Origin of the sequence: Vibrio methylphosphonaticus (assembly GCF_023634655.1) — a bacterium.
GTDB classification, from domain to species: Bacteria; Pseudomonadota; Gammaproteobacteria; order Enterobacterales; family Vibrionaceae; genus Vibrio; species Vibrio methylphosphonaticus.
Genome location: NZ_JAMKMS010000007.1, coordinates 181,792 through 196,975 on the forward strand (window position 1 = coordinate 181,792; position 15,184 = coordinate 196,975).

Annotated in this window: 15 protein-coding genes; 4 read left to right on the top strand and 11 right to left on the bottom strand. The window is 44.6% G+C overall.

Features of this window, described 5'->3' with window-relative positions:
- Nucleotides 1-33 precede the first annotated feature (33 nt).
- Nucleotides 34-411 (bottom strand): autonomous glycyl radical cofactor GrcA, encoded by a 378-nt coding sequence (gene grcA / locus M9196_RS10500; protein ID WP_250617491.1) that lies wholly within the window; start codon nt 409-411, stop codon nt 34-36.
- Nucleotides 412-780: 369 nt separating this feature from the next.
- Between grcA and nfo the strand changes: the two genes are divergently transcribed.
- The 3 genes from nfo to M9196_RS10515 all read left to right on the top strand — a co-directional run bounded on the left by nfo (nt 781) and on the right by M9196_RS10515 (nt 3,307).
- Nucleotides 781-1,632 carry a deoxyribonuclease IV gene (gene nfo, locus M9196_RS10505; protein WP_250617492.1) on the top strand — a complete coding sequence of 284 codons (852 nt, stop codon included), beginning with the start codon at nt 781-783 and terminating at the stop codon, nt 1,630-1,632.
- 350 nt (nt 1,633-1,982) lie between these two features.
- Nucleotides 1,983-2,669 carry a uracil-DNA glycosylase gene (gene ung, locus M9196_RS10510; protein ID WP_250617493.1) on the top strand — a complete coding sequence of 229 codons (687 nt, stop codon included), beginning with the start codon at nt 1,983-1,985 and terminating at the stop codon, nt 2,667-2,669.
- An 86-nt stretch (nt 2,670-2,755) separates the two neighbouring features.
- Complete coding sequence (locus M9196_RS10515) at nt 2,756-3,307, top strand: hemerythrin domain-containing protein (RefSeq protein WP_250617494.1); 552 nt, start codon at nt 2,756-2,758, stop codon at nt 3,305-3,307.
- A gap of 53 nt (nt 3,308-3,360) precedes the next feature.
- Here the strand turns inward: M9196_RS10515 and M9196_RS10520 are convergent, their stop codons facing one another.
- The 10 genes from M9196_RS10520 to M9196_RS10565 all read right to left on the bottom strand — a co-directional run bounded on the left by M9196_RS10520 (nt 3,361) and on the right by M9196_RS10565 (nt 12,990).
- Nucleotides 3,361-4,557 carry a tetratricopeptide repeat protein gene (locus tag M9196_RS10520; RefSeq protein WP_250617495.1) on the bottom strand — a complete coding sequence of 399 codons (1,197 nt, stop codon included), beginning with the start codon at nt 4,555-4,557 and terminating at the stop codon, nt 3,361-3,363.
- Nucleotides 4,554-5,180 (bottom strand): energy transducer TonB, encoded by a 627-nt coding sequence (locus M9196_RS10525; RefSeq protein ID WP_250617496.1) that lies wholly within the window; start codon nt 5,178-5,180, stop codon nt 4,554-4,556. The genes M9196_RS10520 and M9196_RS10525 overlap by 4 nt, the downstream gene beginning before the upstream one ends.
- Entirely contained in the window at nt 5,180-5,584 is a 405-nt protein-coding gene (locus M9196_RS10530; protein ID WP_250617497.1) for an ExbD/TolR family protein, read from the bottom strand. The genes M9196_RS10525 and M9196_RS10530 overlap by 1 nt, the downstream gene beginning before the upstream one ends.
- A complete protein-coding gene (locus M9196_RS10535; protein ID WP_250617498.1) occupies nt 5,584-6,174 on the bottom strand; it encodes a MotA/TolQ/ExbB proton channel family protein in 591 nt (196 codons plus the stop codon). The genes M9196_RS10530 and M9196_RS10535 overlap by 1 nt, the downstream gene beginning before the upstream one ends.
- The gene (locus M9196_RS10540) at nt 6,164-7,507 is read right to left on the bottom strand and encodes a MotA/TolQ/ExbB proton channel family protein (protein ID WP_250617499.1); all 1,344 of its coding nucleotides are present in this window, start codon (nt 7,505-7,507) and stop codon (nt 6,164-6,166) included. The genes M9196_RS10535 and M9196_RS10540 overlap by 11 nt, the downstream gene beginning before the upstream one ends.
- On the bottom strand, nt 7,507-8,274 hold the full coding sequence (locus tag M9196_RS10545) for a DUF3450 domain-containing protein (protein ID WP_250617500.1): 768 nt from the start codon (nt 8,272-8,274) through the stop codon (nt 7,507-7,509). Before M9196_RS10545 ends, M9196_RS10540 begins: the two co-directional genes overlap by 1 nt.
- A gap of 315 nt (nt 8,275-8,589) precedes the next feature.
- Complete coding sequence (locus M9196_RS10550) at nt 8,590-9,312, bottom strand: siderophore ferric iron reductase (protein WP_250617501.1); 723 nt, start codon at nt 9,310-9,312, stop codon at nt 8,590-8,592.
- A gap of 77 nt (nt 9,313-9,389) precedes the next feature.
- On the bottom strand, nt 9,390-11,510 hold the full coding sequence (locus M9196_RS10555; protein ID WP_406707677.1) for a TonB-dependent siderophore receptor: 2,121 nt from the start codon (nt 11,508-11,510) through the stop codon (nt 9,390-9,392).
- A gap of 165 nt (nt 11,511-11,675) precedes the next feature.
- Nucleotides 11,676-12,587 (bottom strand): helix-turn-helix domain-containing protein, encoded by a 912-nt coding sequence (locus M9196_RS10560; RefSeq protein WP_250617503.1) that lies wholly within the window; start codon nt 12,585-12,587, stop codon nt 11,676-11,678.
- Nucleotides 12,588-12,804: 217 nt separating this feature from the next.
- Nucleotides 12,805-12,990 (bottom strand): DUF3545 family protein, encoded by a 186-nt coding sequence (locus M9196_RS10565; protein WP_250617504.1) that lies wholly within the window; start codon nt 12,988-12,990, stop codon nt 12,805-12,807.
- Nucleotides 12,991-13,692: 702 nt separating this feature from the next.
- Here M9196_RS10565 and M9196_RS10570 point away from each other — a divergent pair.
- Nucleotides 13,693-15,135 (top strand): alanine/glycine:cation symporter family protein, encoded by a 1,443-nt coding sequence (locus M9196_RS10570; protein WP_250617505.1) that lies wholly within the window; start codon nt 13,693-13,695, stop codon nt 15,133-15,135.
- The last annotated feature ends 49 nt before the right edge of the window (nt 15,136-15,184 follow it).

A 15,184-nucleotide genomic window follows, 5' to 3' on the forward strand; every position in this document is an offset into this window, starting at 1 on the left:
TGTTTTCAATATTCGATTACTGTGCGTCTTTAATTATAGAGACTCAGTAAAGGTACGAGCGATAACGTCACGTTGCTGCTCTACCGTGAGAGAGTTAAAACGTACAGCGTAACCTGATACACGAATCGTTAGCTGTGGGTAGTTCTCTGGGTGTGCAACTGCGTCTTCTAGCGTTTCACGTTTAAGAACGTTGACGTTAAGGTGTTGACCACCTTCAATGCGAGGTGCTGTTTCGATCGCGACTTCACGGCTTTCGTATTCGCCAAGGTCACTGATTGCAATGACTTGGTCTGCTTCAAAACCAGTGTTAGCGGCAACACAGCGAGCTTCGTTCTTTTCACCGTCAAGCAACCAGATTGAATTTAGTAGATCGTCGTTTGCAGCTTGAGTAATTTGGATACCTTGAATCATCACTATCTCCTGAACCACTTTAAAGCGGTATTGTTGTGGTGTTAATTTTCAAATTTTGTTGAGCTGAGCTATATATACCTAATTATAGGTATTCTAGTATTGATTTAGATCAAATTACAACAAAAAGCATTAATAATTGTAAGGTTGATTTGTTGACCTATATCAACAAACCCTCTTAAAAGCGACGTTTAAAATAATATTTTATACATTAAAAATTATTTTAAACGCTAAATGTAGTAATAAAACTACATTTGGAAAAGTTTAAGACGTGAAATGACCGAAAAACAAGGGCTTCAATAGTTATATTTGAAAGTATAAGATCGCTAAATAACAGTTTTAAGTATGTGACATAGATCAGGTTGTTAAAGTATGAATAAATTTATCGGGGCGCACTTGTCGGCGGCTGGTGGAGTGGATAATGTGCCACAGAGGGCGGCGGAAATTGGCGCGAATGCTTTTGCTCTTTTTACTAAGAATCAAAGGCAGTGGGTGGCAAAGCCGTTAACTGAAGAAACGATTAACCGTTTTAAGCTTGAGTGTCGTAAATATGGTTTTCTTCCTGAGCAAATACTGCCTCATGACTCTTATCTGATAAATTTAGGGGCACCTGAGCTGGATAAGTTGGAAAAATCTCGAGACGCCTTTGTTGATGAGATGGCACGCTGCGAGCAGTTAGGCTTAACGCTGCTGAACTTCCATCCCGGTAGTCATTTGAAAAAGATTGCAGAGGACGAGTGTTTAGATCGAATAGCCGAATCGATAAATATTGCCCATAGGCGTATTCCTAACGTCGTTGCAGTGATCGAAAATACCGCCGGTCAAGGAACCAACTTAGGGTGGCGCTTTGAACACCTCGCCCACATTATTGATAAAGTAGAAGATAAAAGCCGTGTTGGGGTTTGTCTTGATACCTGTCATACCTTTACAGCGGGCTATGATTTGCGAACCAAGCACGCGTGCCATTCAACATTTTCTGAATTTGATCGCGTGGTTGGCATGCACTATTTACGCGCGATGCACCTTAATGATTCAAAGATAGAGTTAGGGGGGCGGGTTGATCGTCACCAATCGTTAGGTCAAGGTGAGATCGGTTGGGCATGTTTTGAGTATATTATGCAAGATGAACGATTTGATTCTATCCCATTGATTTTAGAAACGATTGAGCCTGGAATCTGGAAAGATGAGATCCAACAATTGAGACACTTTGCTATTAAAAACTAATTTTTTTTGTCACTACATGGATCTTTGGCATCTTTCTTTCATACTTAGTTTCATGCACGTTGCATAAAAGTGTGATTCTGGAAAATGAATCATCAACAATAATAGTGTGAATTTAAGTAGTGTGAATAGGTAGGTGCCATTATGTCTCGATCTGTTGCTTCCCAACCCCGCGCCATGCGCGCAAGTCGCTATCCAGTTCCAAACCGTCATGTGACGGGTCAGGGACATTTTCGAACCCCACAACAAAAAGGTCATTAATCACGACGTATGCGCCTGCTACATTAAATTAGTAGTGAGGGTGACTTTTGGAATGATAAACTCCCCAGAGTTTTAAATTCTGGGGAATAAGAATGACGACACTTACATGGCGTGATGTTATAGAGAGCCAACATCAGCAAGCGTACTTCAAGCAGACGTTATCTTTCGTTGCGCAAGAAAGACAGGCGGGAAAGGTGATTTACCCCGCTGAAGAAGACGTATTTAATGCTTTCGATCTAACTGAGCTTAACCAGGTCAAAGTCGTCATATTAGGACAAGATCCTTATCATGGAGAGGGGCAAGCTCATGGTTTGTGTTTCTCGGTGTTACCTGGTGTGAAAACGCCCCCTTCGCTGGTCAATATATACAAAGAACTGGCTGAGGATATCTCTGGGTTTCAAATTCCTGCACATGGTTATTTAAATAGTTGGGCACAACAAGGCGTGCTGCTGCTAAATACGGTGTTAACCGTTGAGCAAGGCGCTGCTCATTCTCATGCCAAAGCCGGTTGGGAATTATTTACTGATCATATTATCGAAACTCTTAACCAACAGTGTGAAGGTGTTGTCTTCCTACTCTGGGGAGCGCATGCGCAGAAAAAAGGTATGATGATTGATCGCCAACGTCATCATGTGCTGACGGCTCCACACCCTTCCCCTCTCTCGGCAAGGCGAGGCTTTTTTGGTTGCCAGCACTTTTCTCAAACCAATATACTGCTACAGAGCATGGCTAAACCTGCGATTGATTGGCAGCCACCACTTATTTGCAGTGAAGATTGATTGTTTGTTTTTCGAGCATAGTCAAAGCGCGCTTGCGAGATCTCTTATACACTTATAAAGAAAAGGGATTTAAGGGAGATAGGAAGATGATGATCGAAAGAATAAGGCGCGAGCATGGCTATATGGTTCGTTTACTTGCGATACTTAATCGTAAGTTGCACCTGCTGGAGCGTGAGGAGTCAGTGAATTATTCACTTATTAAAGAGATCGTAGACTATCTGACGCTGCATTCTGAAAAGATACACCACCCAAAAGAAGACATTCTTTATCGCTACTTTATTGATCATTACGGTCAGCAAAGTACGATTTCAAATCTTGAATTAGAGCATCATGATTTGTCGGATAAAACCCATGATTTTCTCGCTATCGTTGACATGATTTTACAAGACGCGGTCGTGCCTCATGAGATTTTTTCCACGAAGCTAGCCGAGTTCATCCGCAATCAAAAACAACACCTTGATCTTGAAGAGCAGTCAGTACTGCCGTTGATAGAAAAAACATTTACCACGGCAGATTGGCAAGCGGTCGAAGAATTGTGGACTGAAGTAGATGACGATCCTGTATTTGGTAAAACCATCGCTGATCAGTACAAGCTGCTTGCTGAAAGGGTCAGACAAAATGAGTATGAGAGCGTGTAATCGACGGTAGAACTCTCATGAAAATGGCACCAGATGGTGCCATTTTTTATCACTTACAGTCGCTTATGAGACTTTGTCATTTGGTCGAGATAATCAAGCCAATCGGAGGTCTGAGAGCTAGGTTTTTCTCTGTGCGCCGCTTGTGCGAGCTTTTTAGCGGCTTCATATTGCTTCAAGCCAACATACGCTCGTATTTGCAAAATCTGTTTTTCTTGCAGGCTTATACCTTTCACTTTACTTAGTGACATCAAGGCTGCATCAAACGCCCCTTGCTGAAGTTCAAGTCGCGACACTTGCTCGTAATATTTTGCATTCAAACGCGCTGCAGCTTGCCATGAACGTTGGGCGCTGTTCCACTCTCTTGCCATCTGCCAATGTGTCGCTTGTTTGATGATAGTATCAATATCCGCGTCATTAACTTGCAGTTCAGAGTAGAGGTGAGCGGATTTTTCTGGAATGCCTTGTTGGGCATACAGTTGCGCCATGCTTACTTGCATCGACTCCGGCATTTCAATACCTGCTCGTTGCGCTGATACCAGTGTCGCTAGTGCCAATTTATACTGCTTAGTCTGCATATAGAGGGCACTGAGTTGCTGCCACCACATGGTGTTTTTCGGCTGAAGAGCAAGTAGCTTTTGACTGGTAATGATAGCGCTTTTTAAGTGAGACAACTGCAGTTCTGCACTGAGTTGTAAGCTGAGTGGCTGTAACTTAGGCGTGCTATCCAGCTTATGGTATTGCTTAATCGCGGTTAGCAATGGTTTCCATTGCTGCAATAGGTAATGGCTTCGAGCGGTATTAAGCCAGACGTTTGTTACCTGTTCTTGAGGAATATCAAGACTGCCGGCCGATTTCCCGAGAACGTTAAAATGGACCAATGCTTGTTCAGCTTTTGCTTCCGATAATAACAGTTCAGCCAACATGCGTTCTGTTTGCCAGCCTTGCTCACCAGTAAAGGCAGCAGTACTGACGGCAATTTGTAACTGCTTAATCGCCTGTTCTGTTTGCTCTGCTTGCCAGTAATAGATGCCGAGCATTCTTGCTACGTAGGCTTGGTCATAGCTGGCTGTTGGCTTGAGCTTTTCTAGTAAGGCAATAGCATCCGCCAGTTTGTCTTCCTGCTCTAACGAATAGGCTTTTGAGACTTGCGTTGCGGTACGCATCCCTAGTTCTTGTTTGGCGATGGCAGATGGCGCAAACCAAAGGCTGCAAACCAATACCAACCCAATATGCGAGATTAGTTTGTTCATTGGTTTAATTTAAACTCCAATTTAACCGTTTGACCCACTCGTGGTTGCGCGGTGCCATTGACAACCATTGGCTGATATTTCCACTGCTTGAGGGCCACCATGGCTTCGCGTTCAAAGATGCGTTTGGGTTGAGCTTCAACCACTTTAATTTCGGTTGGGCGGCCATTAACATCAATGGTAAACGACATCACGACATAGCCTTCCATATTACGCTGGATAGCACGGCGCGGGTAGCGAGGCTCTTTGCGGTGAAGTGGCATGACTTGTTGGTTGCGCCCAATATCGGGCACACTTGGCGCATTCATCGCCACACCAGCAACTTGTGTTGATATTGCAATATTCGGTAGTTGTGGTGTGCTAGGTGTCTGTACAGACGAGGCCTGCGAACTCTGCTCGACGGCGGCTGCCGCTGGTGGCGTTGCTGGCATTTTTGGTGGTTCAGGAAGTACGCGAGTACGTCGTGCTGTCTCACTTTCAGGCTCAATCATTACTAAGTCATAGCTAAGGCGAGCAGATTCTTCTGGTTTGGATTTAGGACCGATGTCGATCATCCAGCTCATAAAAGAAAACAGCGTGAACGCGAAAGCGATAGCAAAAGGAATGCTTAATAAAAAGCGCACCATTATTGGCTCTCCGTAGCTAAAGCGATTTTGGTGACTCCAGCTCCTTTTGCACTGTCCATCACCTGTACAACGGTACCGTTGAAGGCATGCTTGTCTGCTTGAATGACCATGGAAGCACTAGGTTGTTCGAGAAGGAGCTTTTCGATTGTGGCCTGTACACGTTCAACGTCGACACGACGTTTATCGATAAATACGTCGTTATTTGCGGTGATTGCAACAAAAATCCCCGCATCTTTTTGACTCACAGCGTGGCTGGCTTGTGGGCGATTAACATCGACACCAGATTCTCGAACGAAGGAACTGGTGACAATAAAAAAGATCAGCATAATGAAAACGATATCGAGCATTGAGGTCATGTCGATATTGGCTTCTTCTTGCTGTTTTTTACGGTGGCCAAGTCTCATTATTTATTTCCTATACGATTATCTGTGGCCACATGCAAATCACTTTCTTTGCCTTGGTCACTTCTCAGTAATTGTTCTAATTGGAACAAATGCTTATTGCTCCACTTTTGAATGCGGGAAAAAGCAAGCATTCCGGAAAGTGCTGCGACCATACCCGCCATGGTAGGAATGGTTGCCATGGAAATGCCGGCAGCCATAAGGCGAGGCTGAGCGCTTCCTTGGGCTGCTAAGGTATCAAATACGGTGATCATACCGGTCACGGTTCCCAGTAATCCAAGCATTGGGCACAGCGCCAATAGGCACTTTAGTAAGTTAAGGTTCTGTTTTAATTGATTCTCAGCATCGCTAAGAATGGCGTCACGTTGAGCACGGGCGTACCATGAAAAGTGGTCATTACGTTGAGACCACTTTTGTGTCCAAACACGCCTTTGCTGCGGGAAGTAACGATAAAAGTAGAGGACGCGTTCAAACGCGACCATCCAAAAAACGATTACAACCGCGGCGAGCCACCAAAGGATAGGCCCGCCTTGATTCATAAACTGGCTCAGGTGATCCGAGCCCGGTAGCCATTGGGCTAAATTATGCAGCATAGCTCGCTCTCTGCTCGGTCGAGTGCACTTCTGCTTGCTCAGCAACTAGGCCAACACTTTGGCGCTCTAGAACATTGCGAATCTCGTCAGCTTTTGAACTCAATAAGTTATGGGCTAGCAGTAGTGGCATCGCGGTAATCAAACCGAGAACGGTTGTCACCAATGCCATGGAAATGCCTCCAGCCATGACGCGAGGTTCGGCATTACCAAACTGTGTAATAACTTGGAAAGTTTCAATCATGCCGGTGACCGTACCTAGTAATCCAAGCATCGGTGCGAGTGCAGCAATTAATTTGAGCATACTTAAACCGCGCTCTAGGTGTTGTTGTTCGTCCATTATCGATTCAAGAAGACGTAACTCAAGGGCTTCAACATTCATGTTTTTATCGCGGTTATATACGCTAAGTACGCGACCTAATGGGTTATCTGTTGGCGTTTCAGGTGTTTGTAACTGCTTGCCAATTTGTTGCTTAATGCGCAGGAGTATTACGGCACGATAAAGCGCAATCACAAGACCAATCAGGAATAGACCTGCAATGATCTTACCCACGATACCACCGTGCTCAAAGCGTTGGGTAAGCGTTGGGTTTTCAGCCAGTTGGTGGTAAATATCCCCACGGCTAGGGTCAATAATAACGGCCGTCTGTCCCGTGACGATGCTATTGGCGTCTTCAACGCGAGAAACATTATCAGGTAGGCGAGGGAAGTCGCTGGCGAGTTGCCCGTCCCAATTAATAGGCCCTTGCTTGGCAAGTAGCGCAAAGTTACCGAGTCGTACTGCGTCAATAGTGGTGACTTCACCCGCGCCTGTTACAAATGGAACCGTGATCGTTGCATAAGTGCCACTACTACGGATTTGAGCGTTAAAAGCTTGCCATAACGTGGTTAGCTCTTGAATGGATGGTAAGGTTTTCGCCGCCACAATGGTGTCGATATCAGCGCTTTGTTGGGTTTGTTCTGTGTTGGCTACAGAGCTGTTTAGCTCGACTTGAAGCTCTTTAGCCGACTGACGGACGACACCAAAAAGTTCACCTAGACTGCCTGTTTGCAGGTGAAGTTGCTTTTGTTGTTCAGCTAATGTTTTTTCATTAGCTGAAAACTGCTCGCTGAGCGAGGCAATTGATGCATCGAGCTGTGCTTTACGTTCGGCAAGTTGCGTTTTCTTGGCCAACAGTGTTTGTTGTTCTTGCTTAAATGTAGCTTCGCGCGAGGCGTTATGTTGTTTCTCTTGTTGCTGCGCGGTTTTTGCTTCGCTGGTCAGTGAGTCTGCAGCAAGGGTAAGCGGCGAGAAGCTAACCGTGAATAGGGCGATCAATAAAGTTAGGTAACGCATTAGCTCGGATCCTTAGCAAGAGAAACAGGAAGCGTCATTAAGGTTGGTGACGTTTGTTTGTTTGCAATCGCAAACGCTTGGTCGATATGGGACGAGAGCGATGCGTCAACATTCACCCACGTTTTTTTGTCGTGATCCCATGACCAATACTGGTTTCTGTCTAGGCTACGGGCGACTAACGATAGGCGTCCAAGGTACAGCTGTTCTGCTTCTATACCACTGCCTACATCGATTCGTGAACGGTAGCGGCCTAGCTTGATGCCGTAATCCATTTCAATTTGGTAAGCTTCTAAGATACGACGGTATTTTTCAGCATCACTGACATCGGCTTGCGGCATCAGAGATTTGAGTTCATCTAAGCGGGCGAGGCGGGCGTCGATACGAATTGGTTTGTCTTGCTTAATATGCTGTTCAAGGCCTGTGAGCATTTTATACATTAAAGGGACAACACCTTGACGAGTATCGTTGATTTGAGCGAGTTGTGTTTCGATGCTAGATAGCTCTTGCTGTTGATTATCCACCACAGATTGCAGGTGACTCTGATAGACTTCTAAGTTTGCGACTTCTTGTTCCAGTGCTGCGATCTCGGATTTCAGTTCAAACGCTTTATCACTACTTTTGTTGATTCGCTGTTGGCTTTGCGCGCCTTGGGTAATGGTCTGAGCCTCAACATTTCTTGCGTTGTTGAGATCATTGGCGATCGTCTGCCCACTGCTAAGGAGCAGAGGGAGGGTGCACAATGCAGCGCGAACGAGCGTTTTGTTCATTTCAAGAGCCTTCTTTTACTAGAAAGTACCAGTTGTTGGGGTGAATTCTGATGGCAAATCGCCTCTATAGGCTTAGTGAATCAGCCTATTGCATTGTGGCATTAAGCACGGCGCGTTAGAGATGTTCTGTTGCCTTTATGCTATTTTTTAAGCGCACTTATTGTATTGCAACTCATGTCAGAAATACAGTCTAAATGATATTGATATGAGTTATCATTTGTTATCTCTTAATCAACTTGATGTAAAAAAACGTTATGATTTTCGTTGCTTATTTTAATAAGTGCATGAAATAAGATAACTTTAATGAAGAAAAGGCTACTTTTTTTGCGGGCAGCCTTGGCAGTAATTGCCATCGGATCTTCGGTAGTGCATGCAACACACACGTTTTTGTATGAAGAACTCTCCATCACTGGCCACATTCAGCTGGCCAAAACGTTTAACAGGGAGTTTAAGTGCTTGTTGCCAATGGTGGAGTTCATGAGAGAAGGCGAGTTCGATATTTTCTCTTGTTAATTGCTGAGTTAAGACCATTTGTTTTAAGCCACGGAGTAACATTTCCATGACGGTGTCAGCAAGCAGTTTTTCACGAGTTGATGGGCTTATCCTGCAAACGTTGTCGAATTGGTTAGCCAAGTCATCTAACAGTATGTTGAGCTCTTGAGCGACAAAACGTTGACGTTCATGTTGATTGCCTGACTGCCACTGATGCTCACGAAAATCAAAATTGCCCACCACACCTGTTTGTCGATTCAGCCCCTGTATCATGGAGCTCAGCGTTGGTACTTGATCTGAGTAGTAACTCGCGATCAGTGCGATGGTGACAGGTTGCCAAATGAGCATTGTCCAAGCCCGAGTGAGCCAGTAAATGCGCCCCGCTTCAGGGTGGGTAGTTTTCCAAAATTGGTAGAGAGTATCGATGTGATTATTGGTGTTTATCGTTGGATTAATGACACATGAGTTTTCTGGTAACGAACGTAACAGTGGGGAAACTTGTGTAGTAATGTTGGTGAGCGTTTGCAGATTACATGTATGGGTCATAACGTTTGAACTTAAATAAAAAGGTCATGCAGCGCGATGCTTGCGCTGCATGACTGAGCTAATGATGACGCACTACACTAAAGGTCAAATTTGATGTTGAGTTCGACCGTTTGTTGTTGTCCAACCCAGCAATAACTTTGGCTGTAGCAACTGTAGTATTCTTGGTTAAAGAGGTTGTTGGCGATGACGTTTGCGGTTGCCCCTTTCATGCTATCGCTGACTTGACCTAGGTCGTAGCCAATGGATAAATCCACCAAGGTATAGGAAGGAACCGTGCCCGTGTTTAGGTTGGTTGTACCATTATTCAGTGCTGCGTTTCCGACGTAGCGTACACCACCGCCTACACGTAACCCCTGCATCACACCTTGATGCATGGTGTAGTTTGCCCAAAGGTTTGCGGCGTGGTCAGGAACATAGATCGCTTTCTGTCCCACGTTGGCTTGGTTATCGTCTTTGGTGATTTCCATATCGGTATATGTGTAATTAGCAATGATATCGAGACTTTCTGTGACTGCAGAGTGTCCTTCTAGTTCTAAACCTTGAGAGCGAACTTCGCCGACAGCCTCCCACGGTGCATTACCGTCTCGACGAACCCCTACGTTTTGCTTTTTAATATGGAATAGAGCGGCTGAAGCGCTGGTTGTCGAATCGAACGATGTGTACTTAACACCGGCTTCAATCTGCTCACCTGTTTCTGGATCAAGGTTCTTGCCTGAAGCGTCAACCTTTGCGTTAGGTTCAAAGCTGGTTGCAAAATTTGCAAACGGAGAAAGGCCATTGTCGAATTGATATAATGCGCCTAACCGGTAGGAAAAGTTACTGGCTCGAGAGGTCGTGTTATTTGTTGTGCCGCCGTTTTCTGATTTATCGGTACTAGATTCCACTAAATCATAACGGCCGCCAGCCATTAATACCCAGTTATCAACCAACATTTGGTCTTGGAAGTAACCACCAAGCTGTTTAATAGAGACATCCGTATTAGAGTAGTAGCCGGGTGTGAAGTTATTTGGATCAAGCTTACTATTATCAGGGTTGTAAAGATTGATGCTGTCTACGCCAGTAAAGCTGTTGTACGCCGAGTCACCTTCTACAGAGCGATAGTCGATACCAAACAAAAGGTAATGATCAACACTGCCGGTATTCACAAAACCGGAAAGCTGGTTATCAATACTTAAACCTTTGGATTGCTCATCCGTTGTGTAAGCGGTACGTTGTAATTCACCTGTCTCAGCGTTAAAGCCATCGCTGCCCGCACTTTGAGTGGTTTTTTGATCGAACTTAGTTTCCATGTAACGGAAGTTTTGTAAGAAGGTCCAATCGTTGTTGAATTCATGGTTAATCTTATAGCCAGCAACAACAAACTCTCGTTTAATTTCGTTGAAATTTGTGTCTCCAGCAAAGGTTGAAGCAGACATTTTTCCTGATTCAATCGCTTCGATAGGCACTGAAACGTTTTGACCCAGATTCGGGTCATTTTGATAGTAAAGATTGAAGTTGACGAGTGTGCTATCTGAAACGTTCCAGTTCACTGATGGCGCAAAGACGTAGCGCTCTTCTTTCACATGATCGATTGTGCTGTCTTTCTTTCGTCCCAGAGCGATCAAGCGGTAAGAAACGTTGTCGCTCAGCGCGCCCGTTTTATCAATGGATGCTTCCATTAGGTTGTTTAAGCCTGTCGCTACATTGACCTTAGTGTTTTCTTCAAAACTGGGGGCTTTTGCAATGATGTTTACCATGCCACCAGGAGGCATAGAGCCATACAATACTGATGTAGGGCCTTTAAATATCTCTAAGCGCTCCATAGCAATAGGGTCGATCTGCGGTTTCGCATTCCAGCCCGGTAACTCAGGTAGCATCAGACCATCATAGTAATTCTGAGAAGAACCAAAACCACGAATTGTGACGAAGTCATTGAATACGACGGCACCACCTTTGTTTTCTGTAGCAACACCAGGTGCATAACGCAATGCCTGCATTACGGATTTAGCTCCGCGTTGCTCCATTTCTTCGCTTGTGATTATATTGAGTGTTTGTGGTGTTTCTTCAGGCGCTAGAGAGGTTTTGGTTGCCGTATTACGATACGTTTTCCCTAAAACGGTCATCTGTTCATCTGTTGACGATGGTTCTTCAGCATTAGATGCTGCCAATACGTTTGATGAAGACAGCGCGCTTACTGAAGACAACAATATAGATACCATTACTGCTATTGGGGATACTTTTGTTTTTAACATAATCAGAGAGTTTATTTAACGAGTTTTGAATGTGATTGATAATTAATTTCATTTTCATTCTACTGATTATGATTTTGTGATACTTAACAATTTGGTGCAAGTTTTTTATAGCACCCCTAATAGTTGGTGATGTTATTTGGTGTCTGCGGAGCGAATTGGAAGCCAGAACTCCATACAAGCGTCGCTGCTCAACGGATTATAGTGGCTTGGGTAGCGCTCCAGTTCATAGCCTTCTTCGCCGTAGAATCCTGAGAGTGGTAACCAGTGGTTAAGCACCCATTCCAATGTTTTGGGGAAGTTTGCAATGGGACCGACATGCGTGATGACGGCATAGGTTTGTTCAGGGACAGTCAAGCAATCTAGATGCGACTTTGCGTACTCTACTTGCTGGCTATCGAGGTTTGTGTGCTCACAGCTGGCCCAGTAAATGAGCTGAGTGTCGGGAAGAGGGTGGATAGTATCAATAACACCAAATACAGGTTCAGAGTCTTGGCGCTGTCCATGCGTTGCTTGGGTGAATTGGCGCCAAATACGTGCCGCTTGAGTACTATATTGGGGATTAATTGTGTAAAGGGTATCGATGGGGGCATGCACACCGAAAAAAGTACTGGCCGTGCGTGTTTCGATGCGAACTACCTGACTGGCGCTTTGCTCCAGCGGAAGTTCAGGGCTCATGACCAAGGGCAGACGGATACCTTTTAGCATACCTTGTTGTTTGTATTGTCGTGGCGACACCGAAAAAAGTTGCTTAAAAGCGCGACTGAAGCTGACTTCAGAATTAAAGCCAAATTCTAATGCGATATCTGTGATTTTACTTTCGTTGGAAAGAAGATGTTCAGCGGCTCGGCTAAGCTTCTGTTGGCGCACGTATTGAGCGATGTTCTGTTTTGTTTGTTCTTGAAAGACGCGTTGGAGTTGCCAGCGAGACCAGCAGCTAATGCTAGCAAGTTCTGCGACGGTTAATGGCTTATCCAAGTTGTTATTGATGTATTCAACCACTTTTTCAACTCGATTGAGATGAATGGGCTTTCGTTTGGAGACCATAGTACGTGCTTACTCGGTGGCTAGAAACGAGTATTCTGGCATTTTTGATGTGAGTCGTCGAATAATTGTACGACGTTGACAAGCTTCATTCATTCGCTGTGTTTTGCTGATCGAAGCGTCGATACGAGAGTCAAATAAGGTAACGCCCTCGATTGAGGGCGCTATTCAAGTTCAGAGAAAAGGATTCAGGCTCCTCCAACTCTGAAGATTAGGTGAGTTAAAGCTTGATGTCTTCGTAAGCGAAATCCAGCCCGATGTCCATATCATTGAGTTCTTTTTGTAAACGTCGTTTGTCTTTTATTGCTTCTATTTCGCGCCATTTACGTTTTAGTGGTTTTGATCGAGATGCTCGAGTCCGGGGAGCATCCATTTCCATAATATCGTTTAGTTCAAAGCCATCCATAAGCTACCTCTTAGTATTTATCTCCTTGCGGAGACTTTTAAGTACCATACTCCTCGATAGGATAACTTTGATTTATTTCTCATTTGTTTCTTTAGTATGAATGTTTTATGCCAAATTGAACTCAATCTCACAGTTTTATCGATATCGTTAGATTAAAAAGTAACCGTTTGAATCAAATGATGAAAAAGAAATACTTGGCAATGTTTGTTAACGCGAGCCCCTATCAGGCAAATTGAGAGATATAAGCTTGTGCGAGAAACATTCTCATTCGACAAGAATGATTAAAAAGCATGCCATTCTATAAATGTGCCTCGACCTCTGATGAATAAAGGTTTATTCGAGAGTCGCATGGTGCGATCAGTTTTCATTGCTATGCTTACTAGTTGTTACCGATAGGAAGGGGAATTGATGATGTTTAGTAATGGTAATGTTGCGGTTAGTGTTAAGGGAACGTGATGGTATAGTGAAAAATTACTTTGTTATCAGTGCAGTTGCGTATTGATTTTTCTCGAGCATCCCTGCAGAATCCGCTGCGTCAAATGATATGTCGATTTGTATTCCGTTCCCAATAGGTGGGAAATACAAGCTAAGTTGCCGTGAAAAACAGTGAATTAATCAAAACCACACGGATGGGTATAACCTCAGTAACTTAGTGAGCACGGGATGTGCTAGCGGCGCTCTAATTATAAAAGAGGTTTTAAAGTGACAGACATTATTAGTTTAATGAACGATCTTCTTTGGGGATCGATTCTGGTTTATCTGCTCGTAGGCGTAGGGATTTATTTTACAGTTCGCCTTGGGTTTATTCAGTTCCGCCACTTCGGTCACATGTTCAGTGTACTGAAAAACAGTCGTAAATCTGACGCTGCTGGTATCTCATCTTTTCAAGCACTTTGTACCAGTTTAGCGGCACGTGTGGGAACAGGTAACATGGCAGGTGTTGCCGTTGCTCTGACATTTGGTGGACCGGGTGCCATTTTCTGGATGTGGCTGATTGCAATGCTTGGCATGGCAACGTCATTTGCAGAGAGCACGTTGGCACAACTATACAAGACACGCGATGACGACGGAAACTACCGTGGTGGTCCGGCGTACTATATGGAAAAAGGTCTAGGCATGCGTTGGATGGGGGTATTGTTCTCCGTCTTTCTTATCATCGCGTTTGGTTTAGTGTTCAATGCCGTGCAAGCTAACGCCATTGCCAACGCAATGCAAACGGCGTTTGGCTTTGAGCCATTGTACGTAGGTATTGCCATTGCGTTGATTTCTGCGTTTGTCATCTTTGGTGGAATTCGTAAGATTGCTCGCACAGCTGAGCTGATTGTCCCAATTATGGCACTGGCTTACCTTGTACTGGCGTTATACGTTGTTTTCATGAACATCGAAAAAGTGCCAGAGATCCTAGCGTATATCTTTAAGAGTGCGTTTGGTCTACAAGAAGCGGCCGCTGGTGGTGTAGGTTATGCCATTGCACAAGCGATGATCCAAGGTATTAAACGTGGCTTGTTCTCTAACGAAGCTGGTATGGGTTCTGCACCTAATGCAGCGGCATCAGCGACGCCATATCCACCACATCCTGCATCGCAAGGTTACGTACAAATGCTAGGTGTCTTTGTTGATACTGTCGTTATTTGTTCTGCGACGGTTGCGATTATTTTGATGTCTGGTGAATACGTCCCTCATGGTGAAGTGACGGGGATTGAATTGACGCAGCGTGCTTTAAGTTCCCAAGTGGGTGATTGGGGCGGTATTTTCATTGCTGTAGCGATTTTCTTCTTCGCGTTTACTTCAATCATTGCTAACTATTCGTATGCAGAGACGAATCTAATTTTCCTAGAGCACAACCATAAAGCTGGACTGGGTCTATTCCGTCTTGTCGTGCTAGGCATGGTGCTGTTTGGTTCAGTCGCTACACTACCTATGATTTGGGCGTTAGCGGACGTCTCAATGGGCTTGATGGCGCTGGTTAACTTGGTTGCGATTATTCTGCTGTCGGGCATCGTGGTCAAATTGGCTAAGGATTACAACCAGCAGCTAAAAGCGGGTAAAGTCCCAACCTTTGATGCCAATGATTACCCTGAACTGAAATCTCAACTCGAACCAGGAATTTGGGATGATAGAGAGGGAACTGATAAGGCTAAATAGTCTCAATAGCCACTTCCTATCTCAGAAATAGACGAAGCCATGCAGGATT